We start from the raw sequence: 14,533 nt of genomic DNA, 5'->3' as shown, positions 1-14,533 counted from the left end.
GGATGCAAAATGATTTCTGACGACACGCCAAAGGCATGGCAACAGACACCAAAGTCCAAGCTTATGTGATATTCCCGCAGAAATCCAACTGGGATTTAGGCAATGGGGGTGGGAACGACACCAAACGGTGCCAAACCAGCTGCGCCACCGTCATGTGCGGTGAGAACCCAGATGCCATCCTTGTGCACAGCAACCGAGTGTTCCCAGTGCGAAGCCATGCCACCGTCTTCGGTAATGACGGTCCAGTCATCCTCGCCGACATAGGTATCAATCTTGCCGGTAACCACCATGGGCTCAATAGCAACAACGAGTCCTGGCTTTACTTCAGGACCCTTTTGCTTCACGCGGTAGTTGAATACCGGTGGAGCTTCGTGCATCTCGCGGCCAATACCGTGACCGATGTAATCGGTCAGGATGCCGTAACGGTGGCCGACTTTCATGCCTTCAAGTTCGATGTAGCCCTGGATGGCATCTCCCACCTCGTTGAGGTGCTTAGCCTTGGCCAAACGAGCAATACCTGCCCAGAGGGAGCCTTCGGTGATCGTGGAGAGCTGTTCACGCTCTGCCACAACCTCAGGACGGCTGGGGTCTGGAACAACAACAGTGATGGCGGAGTCGCCATTCCATTCTTTGTATTGAGCACCGGCATCGATGGAGACAATGTCGCCGGGCTCGAGAATTCGTCCACCAGGAATACCGTGAACGACTTCGTCGTTCACCGATGCACACACGGTGTGACGATAGCCGGGAACCAGCATGAAGTTGGGTTCGCCGCCACGGTCGCGAATAGCCTTCTCAGCTGCAGCATCGATTTCGAGGGTGGAGACACCCGCACGAATGAGAGGACGTGCTGCATCGAGAGCAGCAGCTGTGATCAAACCGGGTTCCACCATCAACCTCAGCTGAGCTGGGGACTTGTAGATGTTGGTGCGGAAACCCATCAGATGCAGGCTTAGGCCTGAACACCCTTAGCGGCCAGAGCGGCAACGATACGACCAGTGACTTCTTCAACAGCACCCAGACCATCCACGGTGACAACGAGGTCACGGGCAGAGTAGGTGTTGATCAGAGGAGCAGTCTGCTCTTCATAGACAGACATACGGTGACGGATGACCTCTTCGGTGTCGTCAGCGCGGCCTTCGATCTCGGCACGCTTGAGCAAACGACCGACAACCTCATCGGTGTCAGCAGTGATCAAGACAACAGCATCGAGTGCCTTACCGTCTGCAGAAAGCATGCGGTCAAGTTCGTTCACCTGGTCAATGGTGCGAGGGTAGCCATCGAGCAGGAAGCCCGAGACAGCGTCTGCTTCATGCAGGCGGTCTTCCACGATGGCGTTGGTGAGGGAGTCAGGAACATACTCACCGCGAGCCATGATGGCTTTCACTTCGAGCCCCAGAGGAGTTTCGTTCTTCACGTTTGCACGGAAGATGTCACCGGTGGAGATGGCGGGGATAGAGTACGTGTCAGCCAGAATGGCTGCCTGTGTACCCTTGCCTGCGCCGGGTGGACCGATGAGTAGCAGGCGAGTTCCCGTCATTAGCGTAAGAGCCCTTCGTAGTGCCGCTGCTGCAGCTGAGAATCAATCTGCTTAACAGTCTCCAGCCCCACACCCACAACAATCAAAATGGAGGTTCCGCCAAACGGGAAGTCTGTGTTCGCGCCAGCCAGAGCCAGAACGATCAAAGGCAAGATTGCGATGATTCCGAGGTACAAAGAACCGGGAAGAGTAATGCGAGTGAGGACGTAGTCCAGGTACTCCGCAGTGGGGCGACCGGCACGAATACCGGGGATGAATCCGCCGTACTTCTTCATGTTGTCGGCTACTTCTTCAGGGTTGAAGGTAATGGCGACGTAGAAGTAGGTGAAGCCCACGATGAGCAGGAAGAACAAGATCATGTACGAAGGCTGGTCGCTCTTGACCAAGTAGGTCGAGACCCAGGTAACCCACTCAGCAGGCTGCTGGCCAGCTGCAGGCTGGTTGAACTGAGCAATCAGTGCAGGTAGGTACAACAGTGAAGAAGCGAAGATCACGGGGACCACACCGGCCATGTTGACCTTGATGGGGATGTAGGTGTTGTTACCACCGTAGGTACGACGACCCACCACGCGCTTGGCGTACTGAACCGGAATACGACGCTGCGACTGCTCCACGAAGACGACTGCGACGATGACGAGCAAGCCCATGGCCAAAACGATGAGCAGGGTGTTCAGACCACGTGCGGCGAAAACGTTTCCGAGAGAGCGAGGGAAGCCAGCTGCGATCGAGGTGAAGATCAGCAACGACATTCCGTTACCGATTCCCTTCTCGGTGATGAGCTCAGCCATCCACATGATCAGACCAGTACCTGCGGTCATGGTGATGACCATGAGCAAGATGGCGTACCAGGCGTCGTTGGTGAGCAGCTGAGAACATTCAGGAGTTGCGTTGGTTCCGAACAGAGCGCCGGAGCGAGCAACAGTGATGAGGGTGGTGGACTGCAGAACACCGAGCGCAATGGTGAGGTAGCGGGTGTACTGGGTCAGCTTGGACTGGCCAGCCTGACCTTCCTTGTGCAGGGTCTCAAAGTGAGGGATGACCACGCGCAGAAGCTGCACGATGATCGAAGCGGTGATGTAGGGCATGATGCCCAGAGCAAAGATGCTCAACTGGAGCAGTGCGCCACCGGAGAAGAGGTTGACGAGCTCATAGAGACCAGAGGTGTTCTGGTTCGCGTTCAGACAGACCTGGACGTTACCGAAGTCAACGTAGGGGCTAGGGATGAACGAACCCAAGCGGAAGAGGGCGATGATGCCCAGCGCGAAGCCAATCTTGCGGCGCAAATCTGGAGTACGGAAAATACGTACTACTGCACTAATCACAAATGACTCCTGTAAATCTTTGGTGTAACGCGCACTGGCTCCCCCGAAGGGGAGCCAGCAACGCTACGTTTGCGCAACCAGCGAGTGGTTACTTGATTGAACCACCTGCGGCGACGATCTTCTGCTCAGCTGAGCTCGAGACCTTGTCGACTGCAATGTTCAGCTTAACAGCGATGTCGCCGTTACCGAGAACCTTGACCTTCTCGTTCTTGCGAACAGCACCCTTGGCAACGAGGTCAGCAATCGTGACATCTCCACCGTTGGGGTACAACTCAGCGAGAGCATCCAGGTTTACAACCTGGTACTCAACACGGAAGGGGTTCTTGAAGCCGCGAAGCTTGGGGGTACGCATGTGCAGAGGCATCTGCCCACCCTCGAAGCCGATCTTGACCTGGTAACGAGCCTTTGTACCCTTGGTACCACGACCCGCAGTCTTACCCTTAGAACCTTCACCACGGCCTACGCGGGTCTTTGCCTTCTTCGCGCCAGCGGCGGGACGAAGGTGGTGGACCTTGAGGACCTGTTCGCGAGATTCAACTTCAACCTTCTTAGCAACAGACTTTGCAGCCTTTGCCTTGGGGGCTTCGGTCTTCTCAGCAGCAGGCTTTGCAGCAGCCTTGGGAGCAGCAGCCTTCTCAGCAGCTGGCTTAGCAGCGGCCTTAGGTGCTGCAGCCTTTGCTGCAGGAGCCTTAGCGGCAGCGGCCTTAGGAGCAGCAGCCTTGGCAGCAGGTGCCTTAGCAGCGGCAGCCTTGGGGGCAGCAGCCTTCGCAGGAGCCTTTGCGGCGTCCTTCTTCTCTTCAGCCATTAGTCAATCTCCTCGACCTTGACGAGGTGAGCCACGGTGCGAACGTATCCGCGGTTTACGGGGCTGTCCTCTTTGACGACGATGTCGCCAATGCGCTTCAGACCCAGGCTGCGAAGTGTGTCGCGCTGGTTCTGCTTTTCGCTAATTACGGACTTGATCTGGGTAACCTTCAGACGAGCGGCCATTAGGCACCTGCCTTTGCAGCTTCAGCTTCTGCACGAATCAAACGTGCAGGAGCAACCTGGTCAAGGTCCAGGCCACGACGTGCGGCAACTGCGCGAGGCTCTTCGAGCTGCTTCAGTGCTTCTACGGTGGCGTGAACAATGTTGATGGTGTTCGACGAACCGAGCGACTTGCTCAGAACGTCGTGGATGCCTGCGCACTCAAGTACGGCACGCACTGGACCACCGGCGATAACACCGGTACCTGCAGCTGCGGGACGAAGAAGTACGACACCGGCAGCAGCCTCGCCCTGTACGGGGTGAGGAATGGTGCTACCCGAGCGAGGAACGCGGAAGAAAGCCTTCTTAGCTTCTTCAACACCCTTCGAAATCGCGAGAGGTACTTCCTTAGCCTTGCCGTAACCGACGCCGACCATACCGTTACCGTCACCGACGACGACGAGTGCGGTGAAGCTAAAGCGACGACCACCCTTGACGACCTTGGATACACGGTTGATGGTGACGACGCGCTCGAGGAACTGGCTCTTCTCAGCGTCGCGGTCGCGGTTGCGATCCTTGTTGGGGTTGCGCTCACGTCCACCACGGCGTGCCTCACGAGGCTCGTTAGTGGTGTCCACGGCTACAACCTCGACAGCTGCTGCGTCTGCAACAACTTCAGTTTCGTTAACAGTGTTCTCGCTCACAGGCTCAATCCACCCTCTCGGGCTCCATCGGCGATCGCGGCAACGCGACCGGCGTACTTGTTACCACCGCGGTCGAAGACCACAGCTTCAATTCCGACCTTCTTTGCGCGCTCAGCGACGAGTTCGCCAACCTTGCGTGCCTTAGCGGTCTTGTCGCCAGCGAACGTGCGCATGTCTGACTCGAGGGTCGATGCCGAAGCAACGGTGACACCCTGTGAGTCGTCTACGAGCTGAACGAATACGTGACGAGCGGAACGGGTAACGACCAAACGTGGGCGTACAGCAGTTCCTTCGATCTTCTTGCGAAGACGTGCGTGACGGCGGTCGCGTGCGGCCGACTTAGACTTTCCTCGAGTTCCGAGAGCCATGGCTACTTACCACTCTTTCCGGCCTTGCGGCGAACGATCTCGCCGGCGTAACGCACACCCTTGCCCTTGTAAGGCTCAGGCTTACGCAACTTACGAATGTTTGCAGCAACTTCACCGACGGCTTGCTTGTCGATGCCGCTCACCATGAGCTTGTTGTTGCCCTCAACAGTGAAGGTGATGCCTGCAGGAGGCTCCACGGTGATGGGGTGCGAGTAGCCGAGTGCGAACTCAACGCCTGCGCCCTTCGAAGCAACACGGTAACCAGTACCGACAACTTCGAGACCCTTTTCGTAGCCCTGGGTTACGCCAACAATCTGGTTAGCGATGAGGGTACGGGTCAGACCGTGCAGCGAGCGCGAGTTGCGCTCGTCATCGGGACGGCTGACAACTACCTGGTTCTCTTCGATCACAGCAGTGATAGGAGAAGCAATGGTGAGCTTCAGTTCGCCCTTAGGACCCTTAGTGGTAACGTCCTGACCTTCAATGGTCACGGTTACACCACCAGGGATGTCAATAGGAAGACGACCAATACGTGACATTCTCGGTTACCACACGTAGGCGAGGACTTCCCCACCTACGCCCTTCTTCTCAGCCTGACGGTCAGTGAGCAGACCGCTAGAGGTGGACAGAATGGCGATACCGAGGCCACCGAGGACCTTGGGGATTTCAGTCGACTTTGCGTATACGCGAAGACCAGGCTTCGATACGCGCTTGATGCCGACGATGGAAGCGTGACGGTCTGCGCTGTACTTGAGGTTCAGCGTCAGGGTCTTGCCGACGCGTGCGTCTGCAACTTCCCAGCTCGCGATGTAACCCTCAGACTTGAGGATTTCAGCAATACCCGTCTTGAGCTTGCTGTTCGGCATGGACACGGTGTCGTGGTGTGCCGAGTTCGCGTTGCGCAGTCTGGTCAGCATGTCTGCGACCGGATCTGTCATTGTCATATGTTTATCCTTTTTTCACCAGGTTTCGCCGCCCGTTACACGAGTGGCGACCTGTGGTGCTTAGTTGGTAGAGGTCTCTACCGACTTGAAGGGGAAGCCCAATGCCTTCAGCAGTGCGCGACCCTGGTCGTCGTTCTTGGCAGTAGTCACAACAGTGATGTCCATACCGCGAGGACGGTCGATCTTGTCCTGGTTGATCTCGTGGAACATTGTCTGCTCGGTGAGACCAAAGGTGTAGTTACCGTTTCCGTCGAACTGGCGGTCAGAAAGACCACGGAAGTCGCGGATACGAGGAAGGGCCAGTGCCAAGAGGCGGTCCAGGAACTCCCACATGCGGTCGCCACGAAGAGTGACGTGTGCGCCAATGGGCTGTCCTTCACGCAGCTTGAACTGTGCAATCGACTTGCGAGCCTTCGTAACCGAAGGCTTCTGGCCAGTGATAGCGGTGAGGTCAGCGACAGCGAAGTCGATGAGCTTGCCATCCTTGGCTGCTTCACCAACACCCATGTTCACCACGATCTTGGTGAGGGTTGGGATCTCGTGAACGTTCTTCAGGCCGAGTTCAGTGGCAAGAGCCTTCTGAATCTCTTCCTTGTACTTTCCCTTGAGACGTGGCTGGATTTTGCCAGCAACTGTGGTGTTAGTCATTACAGGTCCTTACCTGACTTCTTGGCATAACGAACGCGAACCGACTTGGTTGCGCCGTTCTTGGTGACAGTCTCAACGCGGTAACCAACGCGAGTTGGCTTCTTGGTCGAGGGGTCAACAATGGCCACGTTGGAAATGTGGATCGGAGCCTCTACGGTCTCGATGCCACCGGTCTTTGCACCACGTTCGGTCTGACCGACGCGAGTGTGCTTGGTGATGTAGTTGACACCCTCAACGATGACGCGGTTGCGCTCGGTGAGAACCTCAATTACCTTGCCCTGCTTGCCACGGTCTCCGCCGCGAGCCTGGGTGCGACCAGTGATGACCTGAACCAGGTCACCCTTCTTGATGTTCGCCATGACTAGATAACCTCCGGTGCCAATGAAACGATCTTCATGAACTTCTTGTCGCGAAGCTCGCGACCGACTGGTCCGAAGATACGAGTACCGCGTGGCTCGCCATCCGCTTTGAGGATGACTGCTGCGTTCTCGTCGAACTTGATGTACGAGCCGTCAGCACGACGGGTCGACTTGATCGTGCGAACGATGACTGCCTTGACGACGTCACCCTTCTTAACGTTTCCGCCGGGGATTGCGTCCTTGACGGTTGCAACGATGACGTCACCGAGACCGGCGTAACGACGACCGGAACCACCGAGAACGCGAATCGTAAGCAGCTGCTTGGCGCCAGTGTTGTCAGCAACCTTGACGCGTGATTCTTGTTGAAGCACTTCTAACTCCTTTTACGAAGTAGGCGAGGCCTACTTAGCCTTCTCGACGATTTCGACCAGGCGCCAGCGCTTGGAAGCGCTGAGCGGACGGGTCTCGCTGATAACAACCAGGTCACCGATGCCGGCGGTGTTCAGCTCATCGTGAGCCTTAACCTTCGAGCTGCGGCGAATAACCTTGCCGTAGAGAGGGTGCTTAACGCGGTCCTCAACCTCGACAACGATGGTCTTGTCCATCTTGTCGCTGGTTACGTAACCACGACGAACCTTGCGGTAACCGCGAACGATTGCCTCAGTCTCTTCGGCCTTCTTAGCCTTTGCGGTAGCCATTATTCGGTCTCCTCCGCGGTCTCGGCCTTAGCGGCCTTGGTCTTCTTCTCAGCCTTTGCTGGAGCTACTGCTGCAGCAGGCGTTGCACGAATACCGAGCTCGCGCTCACGGAGAACCGTGTAGATGCGTGCGATATCGCGCTTGACAGCACGGAGACGTCCGTGGCTCTCGAGCTGGCCGGTAGCCGACTGGAAGCGCAGGTTGAACAGCTCTTCCTTCGCCTTACGGAGCTCTTCTACGAGACGCTCGTTGTCAAAGGTGTCTAGGTCGTTGGAACCGAGTTCCTTGGATCCGATAGCCATTATGCGTCACCCTCCTCGCGCTTGATGATGCGTGCCTTGAGGGGCAGCTTGTGGATTGCACGAGTCATTGCTTCACGAGCAATGGTCTCGTTGACACCGCTGAGCTCGAAGAGCACGCGGCCTGGCTTGACGTTAGCTACCCACCACTCTGGTGAACCCTTACCGGAACCCATGCGGGTTTCAGCTGGCTTCTTGGTCAGAGGACGGTCAGGGTAGATGTTGATCCAAACCTTTCCACCACGCTTGATGTGACGGGTCATCGCGATACGAGCGGACTCGATCTGACGGTTAGTCACATATGCGGGGGTCAGAGCCTGGATACCGAACTCACCGAACGACACCTTGGTACCACCGGTTGCGTGGCCGGAACGACCTGGGTGGTGCTGCTTACGGTGCTTTACTCGACGTGGAATCAACATGGTTATGCCTCAACTCCTGCTGCAACCGGAGCCTTCTCGCCCTGTGGGGCGCGACGGGGACGGTCGCTACGCTCGGGACGGACACTCTTCTGGTTAGCCTGCTCGCGAGCAAGTTCCTTGTTAGTGATGTCGCCCTTGTAAATCCATACCTTCACACCAATGCGGCCGAAGGTGGTCTTGGCTTCGTAGAAGCCATAGTCGATGTTCGCGCGCAGGGTGTGCAGAGGCACACGACCTTCACGGTAGAACTCGGAGCGGCTCATTTCAGCGCCACCCAAACGACCGGACACCTGGATACGAATACCCTTGGCGCCAGCGCGCTGAGCGCCCTGAAGGCCCTTACGCATTGCGCGACGGAAAGCCACACGACCTGCAAGCTGCTCAGCAATACCCTGAGCTACCAGCTGAGCCTCAGCCTCGGGGTTCTTCACCTCGAGGATGTTGAGCTGGATCTGCTTGCCAGTGAGCTTCTCGAGGTCAGCGCGGATGCGCTCAGCCTCGGCGCCACGGCGACCGATCACAATGCCGGGACGGGCAGTGTGAATGTCTACGCGGACGCGGTCACGGGTGCGCTCGATCTCGATGCGTGCAACACCTGCACGGTCGAGGGTCTCGCTCAGCATGCGACGGATCTTGACATCCTCAGTCACGAAGTCAGAGTAACGCTGACCCTTCTTCGTGCTGTCGGAGAACCAACGTGACACGTGGTCAGTGGTGATTCCCAGGCGGAAGCCGTAGGGGTTTACTTTCTGGCCCATTACTTGGCCTCCTTCTTCGCAGCCTTGCCAGCAACCACGAGTTCATCGGGGGTAGCAAGTACGACAGTGATGTGGCTGGTGCGCTTCAAGATCTTGAATGCGCGACCCTGTGCACGGGGACGGAAACGCTTCAGGGTTGCACCCTCGTCGACAAAAGCCTCCGAGACGAACAGGTCCTGCTCGTCAAGGAATGCATTTGCAGCATCTGCCTTGACGCGAGCGTTAGCGATTGCCGAAGCAACAAGCTTGTATACGGGCTCGGATGCGGTCTGAGGTGCGAACTTCAGAATCGCGAGAGCTTCGTGAGCCTGCTTTCCACGGATCAGGTTAACAACGCGTCGAGCCTTCATAGGGGTAACGCGGATGTGACGCACGCGTGCGACTGACTCCACCATTTCTATTCCTCCTATCGTCACCGCGGTTAGCGGCGACGGCCCTTCTTGTCGTCCTTCACGTGACCGCGGAAGGTACGAGTCGGTGCAAATTCACCGAGCTTGTGACCGACCATGGTTTCGGTAACGAACACAGGAATGTGCTTGCGACCGTCGTGAACTGCAATCGTGTGACCGAGCATCGCGGGGATGATCATCGATCGACGCGACCAGGTCTTGATTACGTTCTTTGTGTTGGCCTCGTTCTGGCGAACAACCTTGCGGAGCAGGTGTTCGTCAACGAAGGGGCCCTTCTTAAGACTGCGTGGCATCTTCTGTAACTCCTACTAGCGCTTCTTGCCGACGGTACGACGGCGAACGATGAGCTTGTCGCTTTCCTGGTTAGGACGGCGTGTACGGCCTTCCTTCTGACCCCAGGGGCTGACAGGGTGACGACCACCGGAGGTCTTACCCTCACCACCACCGTGTGGGTGGTCGACTGGGTTCATAGCAACACCACGAACGGTTGGGCGGACGCCCTTCCAACGCATGCGGCCAGCCTTACCCCAGTTGATGTTCGACTGCTCGGCGTTACCAACTTCACCAATGGTGGCGCGGCAGCGAGCATCAACGTTGCGGATTTCACCCGATGGCAGACGAAGCTGCGCATAGGGGCCGTCCTTAGCAACGAGACGAACAGATGCACCAGCGGAACGTGCCATCTTTGCTCCGCCACCGGGCTTGAGCTCGATCGCGTGGATGACGGTACCGGTGGGGATGTTCTTCAAAGGCAGGTTGTTACCTGGCTTGATGTCGGCGCTTGCGCCCGACTCCACGAAGTCACCCTGGTTCAGCTTGTTGGGAGCCAAGATGTAGCGCTTGGTTCCATCAAGGAAGTGAAGCAGTGCAATACGTGCGGTGCGGTTGGGGTCGTACTCAATGTGAGCGACCTTGGCCAATACGCCGTCCTTGTCGTTACGACGGAAGTCGATAACGCGGTACTGGCGCTTGTGGCCACCACCGATGTGACGGGTAGTGATACGACCCTGGTTGTTACGGCCACCGGTCTTAGACAGGGGGCGCAGCAACGACTTTTCAGGAGTCGAACGAGTGATTTCAGCGAAGTCCGCAACGCTCGAGCCACGACGGCCCGGGGTTGTGGGCTTGTACTTACGAATAGCCATGATTAGTCCTCTTTATCCGTTCCGCTTAGCCAACGGCCGTAAAGATGTCGATGGAGCCAGACTTCAGAGTGACAATGGCGCGCTTGGTGTCCTTGCGCTTGCCCTGGCCAAACTTGGTACGGCGGGTCTTGCCCTGACGGTTCAGGGTGTTGATCGAAGCAACCTCAACCGAGAAGATCTTCTCGATAGCGAGCTTGATTTCGGTCTTGTTCGAGCGAGGGTCTACGAGGAAGGTGTACTTACCTTCATCGATCAGGCCGTAGCTCTTTTCCGAAACGACCGGAGCGATGATGACATCGCGAGGGTCCTTGTTCCACACGTCGAGAGTCATTACTTGACCTCATCCTTCTTCTTGCTGTTCACGAAGGAAGTGATTGCTTCCTGAGTGAACACGATGTCGTCAGAGACGAGCACGTCGTAAGCGTTCAGCTGGTCTGAGTTCAGAACGTGAACGTTAGGCAGGTTGCGAACGCTCTTGAGCGAAAGCTCATCGTTACGGTCAAGAACGATGAGTACGTTCTTGCTCTTAGCGATGGTGTTCAAGAAGTCAGATGCAACCTTGGTCGAAGGTGCGTTCTCACCGAATGCGGTCACGGCGTGGAGACGTCCACCACGTGCGCGGTCAGAGAGAGCACCGAGCAGAGCTGCAGCAATCATCTTCTTGGGGGTGCGCTGTGCATAGCTACGTGGGGTTGGTCCGTGGACGATTCCACCACCAGTCATGTGAGGAGCACGGATCGAACCCTGACGAGCGCGACCGGTTCCCTTCTGCTTGAAAGGCTTGCGACCAGCACCAGAAACCTCGCCGCGGCTCTTGACCTTGTGCGTACCCTGACGGGCAGCAGCAAGCTGAGCTACGACAACCTGGTGGATCAGTGGGACGTTAACGGTGACGTCAAAGAGTTCAGCAGGAAGCTCTACAGAGCCAGCCTTCTTGCCCTTGAGGTCAACGACGTCGAGAGTGGTAACGGTAGCCATGGACTACGCCCCCTTCACTGCGTTGCGAACGAATACGAGGCGGCCACGTGCACCGGGAACAGCGCCCTTGACGAGCAAGAGGCCCTTCTCTGCGTCTACTGCGTGAACCTTGAGGTTGAGCACGGTGACGCGCTCTCCACCCATACGACCGGCCATGCGCATGCCCTTGAAGACGCGGCTGGGGGTCGAAGAAGCACCGATAGAACCGGGCTTACGGTGGTTACGGTGTGCACCGTGAGATGCGGAAACACCCTTGAAGTTGTGACGCTTCATAACACCGGCGAAGCCCTTACCCTTGCTCGTACCCATGACGTCGACCTTCTGGCCGGCTTCGAAGGTGGAGTCAACGGTGAGCTCCTGGCCAACGCTGTATGAACCAGCGTCGGGGGTGCGAACCTCAGTGACGTGACGGCGAGGCGTGACGCCTGCCTTGTCAAAGTGACCGGTCGCAGGCTTGTTTACCTTGCGAGGGTCAATAGCGCCGCCAGCGATCTGGATAGCTTCGTAGCCATCCTTCTCAACGGTGCGCAGCTGAGTAACCACGTTGGGGGTGATTTCGATAACGGTAACGGGAACAAGCTTGTTGTTCTCGTCCCATACCTGAGTCATGCCCAGCTTCTTGCCGAGCAGACCCTTAACAGTCTTAGTTGGATTTGCCATGGTGACCTCTACAGCTTGATCTCGATGTTGACATCAGCAGGAAGGTCAAGACGCATGAGCGAGTCAACAGCCTTGGGCGTGGGGTCGACGATGTCGATCAAACGCTTGTGGGTGCGCATCTCAAAGTGCTCGCGGCTGTCCTTGTACTTGTGAGGAGAACGGATTACACAAACCACGTTCTTCTCGGTAGGAAGGGGCACAGGGCCGACAACAGTTGCACCCGCACGGGTTACAGTGTCAACAATCTTGCGCGCCGAGGAGTCAATGACCTCGTGGTCATATGACTTAAGTCGAATGCGGATCTTTTGTCCCGCCATGTGACTCTCTCTTTCATTCAGAGCGTCTTACAGCCTCGGAGCTGCATTGGACGCTTCGCGTTAAAACGCTGGCACTCTACTTTTAGGTGTCGCACCACTGTTTACATGTCAATGTGCTTAGGCTCTCGTCCCGCGCGAACGCGACACAGTCTGGGTTACCCCAGGCTCAACGGAGAGCTTTGGCGATGTCCTCTACCTGCGGCCTAACGTGATCGGAATGATTCCGTCGTTATGCACTGCCAGGGTAGTGATTTCTGCACAAAGGCAGAAAATGTCGAACTTGAAGAGTCTGCCACACAATACAACCGGAGTGCAACCCGGGCGTGTCGAGGAGTTTGCCCAACAAAGACGCCAATGTTGCCTCAGCTAAAGAAGGGCCTGGGCAGACCTTCCGCCGTTGCAGCATCTTCGCGTGTTATATGCGAGCGTGCGTGAGCAACAGCGAGCTCTAAATTATCAAACAAGTGGTTGGGGTGGCGCAGCTGTCCCAGCACGCCCACGCGGGTAATCAGCTCGCGGTGTTGCTCCGGAATCCCCTTGATAATGGCGGTTTTGCCGTCACGCTCCAGCTGCATCACGATCTCCGCCAGGATCTGTGCTCCAGTGGCATCGAGGAATTGCACGCCCGAGAGCTGAATAACCACCACGGTGACATCAGGATGGGTGGTGACTTCCTCATGAATCTTGTCGGCCACACCAAAGTAGAGCGCGCCGTCAATGCGGAACAGCGCAATGCGCTCATCCCCCGAAGCCGCAGGACCTGGTAATTCAACCTGGTGAACCTTGCCGCGCATGATGAGGGCACGGATCGAGAACAGCACCGTCACCACGATGCCGACCACCACGGCCTCAATCAGATCGAGGGCAACGGTGATCACCGCGGTGGCAATAAATATCGTGGCGTCATGCTTGGTGCTGCGCAGAATCTTCCACGCTGCCTTGCTCGGCACCATCCGCACGGCCGTCACCATGAGCACTCCGGCGAGCGCAGCTAAAGGAATCCGAGAGACAGGACCAGTGGCCAGATAAACCACACCCAGTAACACCACCGCGTGAACTATCGAGGCCATGCGGGTCTTGCCGCCCGAGCGCACGTTCACCGCGGTGCGGGCAATGGCGCCGGTTGCAGGCATGCCACCAAACAGCGCCGACCCGACCGAGGCAAGTCCTTGCCCCACGAGTTCACGGTCTGGGTTGAACACTCCTGTGTTCGCCATGCTTGCTGCCACGCGTGCAGAAAGCAATGACTCAATGGCGCCCAACATGGCAATGGTAAAAGCAGTCGGCAACAAGGTTTGAATTACTGAGAAACTAATTTCCGGAGTTGCAGCTTTGGGCAATGATGGATCAATCGTAAATCTATCACCAATGGTTTCGATGCCCTGTACTCCTAATTTTTCGCGCAGAAAATAAACAACTACCGTCATTAAAACAATGGCTATCAGCGAACCTGGTATTTTCTTGGAGATTTTCGGCGTGAGTGAAATAATCAGAATAGAAGCTACACCAACACCTAACGACCAATAATTTATAGTTCCAATAAAATTTCCGTAAGTAATCCATTTATGAATAAAATCACCTGGCAATGCTCCGGTTTCCAACCCAAATAAATCTTTTATTTGCGTGGTGAAAATGGTGAGTGCAATACCACTGGTAAAACCCACCACCACCGGATAAGGAATAAATTTAATTACACTCCCCAACTTTAGCAAACCCATAGCAATGAGCATTACGCCGGCTATCATGGTAGCTATGGCCAATCCTGCAACTCCAAACTCCTGAACAATACCATAAACAATTACGATAAATGCTCCTGTAGGACCACCAATTTGAACTTTACTCCCACCCAGAAATGAAATAAGAAATCCGGCAATAATAGCAGTGTATAATCCCTTCTCAGGAGTAACACCCGAGGCAATACCAAAAGCAATAGCCAAAGGAAGTGCTACAATACCAACAATAACACCCGACATTAAATCCTTATAAAACAACTCT

The 14,533-nt window shown here is 56.2% G+C and carries 24 protein-coding genes; all 24 read right to left on the bottom strand.

Annotated features, from left to right (window positions below; genetic code table 11):
* Positions 1 to 95 precede the first annotated feature (95 nt).
* Positions 96 to 941, bottom strand: a complete 846-nt coding sequence (gene map, locus Q0362_RS04685; RefSeq protein ID WP_298120427.1) for a type I methionyl aminopeptidase — start codon at positions 939 to 941, stop codon at positions 96 to 98.
* Between the two features lie 11 nt (positions 942 to 952).
* Entirely contained in the window at positions 953 to 1,540 is a 588-nt protein-coding gene (locus Q0362_RS04680) for an adenylate kinase (RefSeq protein ID WP_298120425.1), read from the bottom strand.
* Positions 1,540 to 2,862, bottom strand: a complete 1,323-nt coding sequence (gene secY, locus Q0362_RS04675) for a preprotein translocase subunit SecY (RefSeq protein ID WP_298120421.1) — start codon at positions 2,860 to 2,862, stop codon at positions 1,540 to 1,542. Before secY ends, Q0362_RS04680 begins: the two co-directional genes overlap by 1 nt.
* An 88-nt stretch (positions 2,863 to 2,950) precedes the next feature.
* Positions 2,951 to 3,667 (bottom strand): 50S ribosomal protein L15, encoded by a 717-nt coding sequence (rplO, locus tag Q0362_RS04670; RefSeq protein WP_280794517.1) that lies wholly within the window; start codon positions 3,665 to 3,667, stop codon positions 2,951 to 2,953.
* Positions 3,667 to 3,852, bottom strand: a complete 186-nt coding sequence (gene rpmD, locus Q0362_RS04665; RefSeq protein ID WP_038295602.1) for a 50S ribosomal protein L30 — start codon at positions 3,850 to 3,852, stop codon at positions 3,667 to 3,669. The genes rplO and rpmD overlap by 1 nt, the downstream gene beginning before the upstream one ends.
* Entirely contained in the window at positions 3,852 to 4,466 is a 615-nt protein-coding gene (gene rpsE / locus Q0362_RS04660; RefSeq protein WP_280794751.1) for a 30S ribosomal protein S5, read from the bottom strand. The genes rpmD and rpsE overlap by 1 nt, the downstream gene beginning before the upstream one ends.
* Positions 4,467 to 4,528: 62 nt before the next feature.
* A complete protein-coding gene (gene rplR, locus Q0362_RS04655; RefSeq protein ID WP_110232734.1) occupies positions 4,529 to 4,900 on the bottom strand; it encodes a 50S ribosomal protein L18 in 372 nt (123 codons plus the stop codon).
* A gap of 2 nt (positions 4,901 to 4,902) precedes the next feature.
* Complete coding sequence (rplF, locus tag Q0362_RS04650; protein ID WP_280803446.1) at positions 4,903 to 5,439, bottom strand: 50S ribosomal protein L6; 537 nt, start codon at positions 5,437 to 5,439, stop codon at positions 4,903 to 4,905.
* A 6-nt stretch (positions 5,440 to 5,445) separates the two neighbouring features.
* The gene (gene rpsH, locus Q0362_RS04645) at positions 5,446 to 5,844 is read right to left on the bottom strand and encodes a 30S ribosomal protein S8 (RefSeq protein WP_110232732.1); all 399 of its coding nucleotides are present in this window, start codon (positions 5,842 to 5,844) and stop codon (positions 5,446 to 5,448) included.
* Positions 5,845 to 5,904: 60 nt separating this feature from the next.
* Positions 5,905 to 6,492, bottom strand: a complete 588-nt coding sequence (rplE, locus tag Q0362_RS04640; protein WP_298120403.1) for a 50S ribosomal protein L5 — start codon at positions 6,490 to 6,492, stop codon at positions 5,905 to 5,907.
* Positions 6,492 to 6,851 carry a 50S ribosomal protein L24 gene (gene rplX / locus Q0362_RS04635; RefSeq protein WP_280794520.1) on the bottom strand — a complete coding sequence of 120 codons (360 nt, stop codon included), beginning with the start codon at positions 6,849 to 6,851 and terminating at the stop codon, positions 6,492 to 6,494. The genes rplE and rplX overlap by 1 nt, the downstream gene beginning before the upstream one ends.
* 2 nt (positions 6,852 to 6,853) lie before the next feature.
* Positions 6,854 to 7,222, bottom strand: coding sequence for a 50S ribosomal protein L14 (gene rplN / locus Q0362_RS04630; protein WP_298120398.1), 369 nt, complete (start codon positions 7,220 to 7,222; stop codon positions 6,854 to 6,856).
* 30 nt (positions 7,223 to 7,252) lie between these two features.
* Positions 7,253 to 7,549: a 30S ribosomal protein S17 gene (rpsQ, locus tag Q0362_RS04625; protein ID WP_096382535.1), complete on the bottom strand. Its 297-nt coding sequence runs from the start codon at positions 7,547 to 7,549 to the stop codon at positions 7,253 to 7,255.
* On the bottom strand, positions 7,549 to 7,851 hold the full coding sequence (rpmC, locus tag Q0362_RS04620; RefSeq protein ID WP_298120392.1) for a 50S ribosomal protein L29: 303 nt from the start codon (positions 7,849 to 7,851) through the stop codon (positions 7,549 to 7,551). Before rpmC ends, rpsQ begins: the two co-directional genes overlap by 1 nt.
* Positions 7,851 to 8,270: a 50S ribosomal protein L16 gene (gene rplP, locus Q0362_RS04615; protein ID WP_298120389.1), complete on the bottom strand. Its 420-nt coding sequence runs from the start codon at positions 8,268 to 8,270 to the stop codon at positions 7,851 to 7,853. The genes rpmC and rplP overlap by 1 nt, the downstream gene beginning before the upstream one ends.
* Positions 8,271 to 8,272: 2 nt before the next feature.
* The gene (gene rpsC, locus Q0362_RS04610) at positions 8,273 to 9,028 is read right to left on the bottom strand and encodes a 30S ribosomal protein S3 (RefSeq protein ID WP_280794522.1); all 756 of its coding nucleotides are present in this window, start codon (positions 9,026 to 9,028) and stop codon (positions 8,273 to 8,275) included.
* Positions 9,028 to 9,423 (bottom strand): 50S ribosomal protein L22, encoded by a 396-nt coding sequence (gene rplV, locus Q0362_RS04605; protein WP_110232726.1) that lies wholly within the window; start codon positions 9,421 to 9,423, stop codon positions 9,028 to 9,030. The genes rpsC and rplV overlap by 1 nt, the downstream gene beginning before the upstream one ends.
* Positions 9,424 to 9,449: 26 nt before the next feature.
* A complete protein-coding gene (gene rpsS / locus Q0362_RS04600; RefSeq protein WP_096382546.1) occupies positions 9,450 to 9,731 on the bottom strand; it encodes a 30S ribosomal protein S19 in 282 nt (93 codons plus the stop codon).
* Between the two features lie 15 nt (positions 9,732 to 9,746).
* Positions 9,747 to 10,583 (bottom strand): 50S ribosomal protein L2, encoded by an 837-nt coding sequence (gene rplB, locus Q0362_RS04595; protein ID WP_280794523.1) that lies wholly within the window; start codon positions 10,581 to 10,583, stop codon positions 9,747 to 9,749.
* 25 nt (positions 10,584 to 10,608) lie between these two features.
* Positions 10,609 to 10,914, bottom strand: a complete 306-nt coding sequence (gene rplW, locus Q0362_RS04590) for a 50S ribosomal protein L23 (protein WP_110232724.1) — start codon at positions 10,912 to 10,914, stop codon at positions 10,609 to 10,611.
* On the bottom strand, positions 10,914 to 11,561 hold the full coding sequence (gene rplD / locus Q0362_RS04585; protein ID WP_298120376.1) for a 50S ribosomal protein L4: 648 nt from the start codon (positions 11,559 to 11,561) through the stop codon (positions 10,914 to 10,916). Before rplD ends, rplW begins: the two co-directional genes overlap by 1 nt.
* A 3-nt stretch (positions 11,562 to 11,564) precedes the next feature.
* Positions 11,565 to 12,221, bottom strand: a complete 657-nt coding sequence (rplC, locus tag Q0362_RS04580) for a 50S ribosomal protein L3 (protein WP_110232722.1) — start codon at positions 12,219 to 12,221, stop codon at positions 11,565 to 11,567.
* Positions 12,222 to 12,229: 8 nt separating this feature from the next.
* Positions 12,230 to 12,538, bottom strand: a complete 309-nt coding sequence (gene rpsJ, locus Q0362_RS04575) for a 30S ribosomal protein S10 (protein ID WP_030147986.1) — start codon at positions 12,536 to 12,538, stop codon at positions 12,230 to 12,232.
* A gap of 362 nt (positions 12,539 to 12,900) precedes the next feature.
* The coding region (locus Q0362_RS04570) for a SulP family inorganic anion transporter (RefSeq protein WP_298120359.1) at positions 12,901 to 14,533 on the bottom strand (1,633 nt) is incomplete at its 5' end.

Origin of the sequence: uncultured Aurantimicrobium sp. (assembly GCF_936931525.1) — a bacterium.
Lineage (GTDB): Bacteria > Actinomycetota > Actinomycetes > Actinomycetales > Microbacteriaceae > Aurantimicrobium.
The sequence above is the reverse complement of the archived record's forward strand: the minus strand, read 5'-3'. Positions and strand labels throughout refer to the sequence as shown.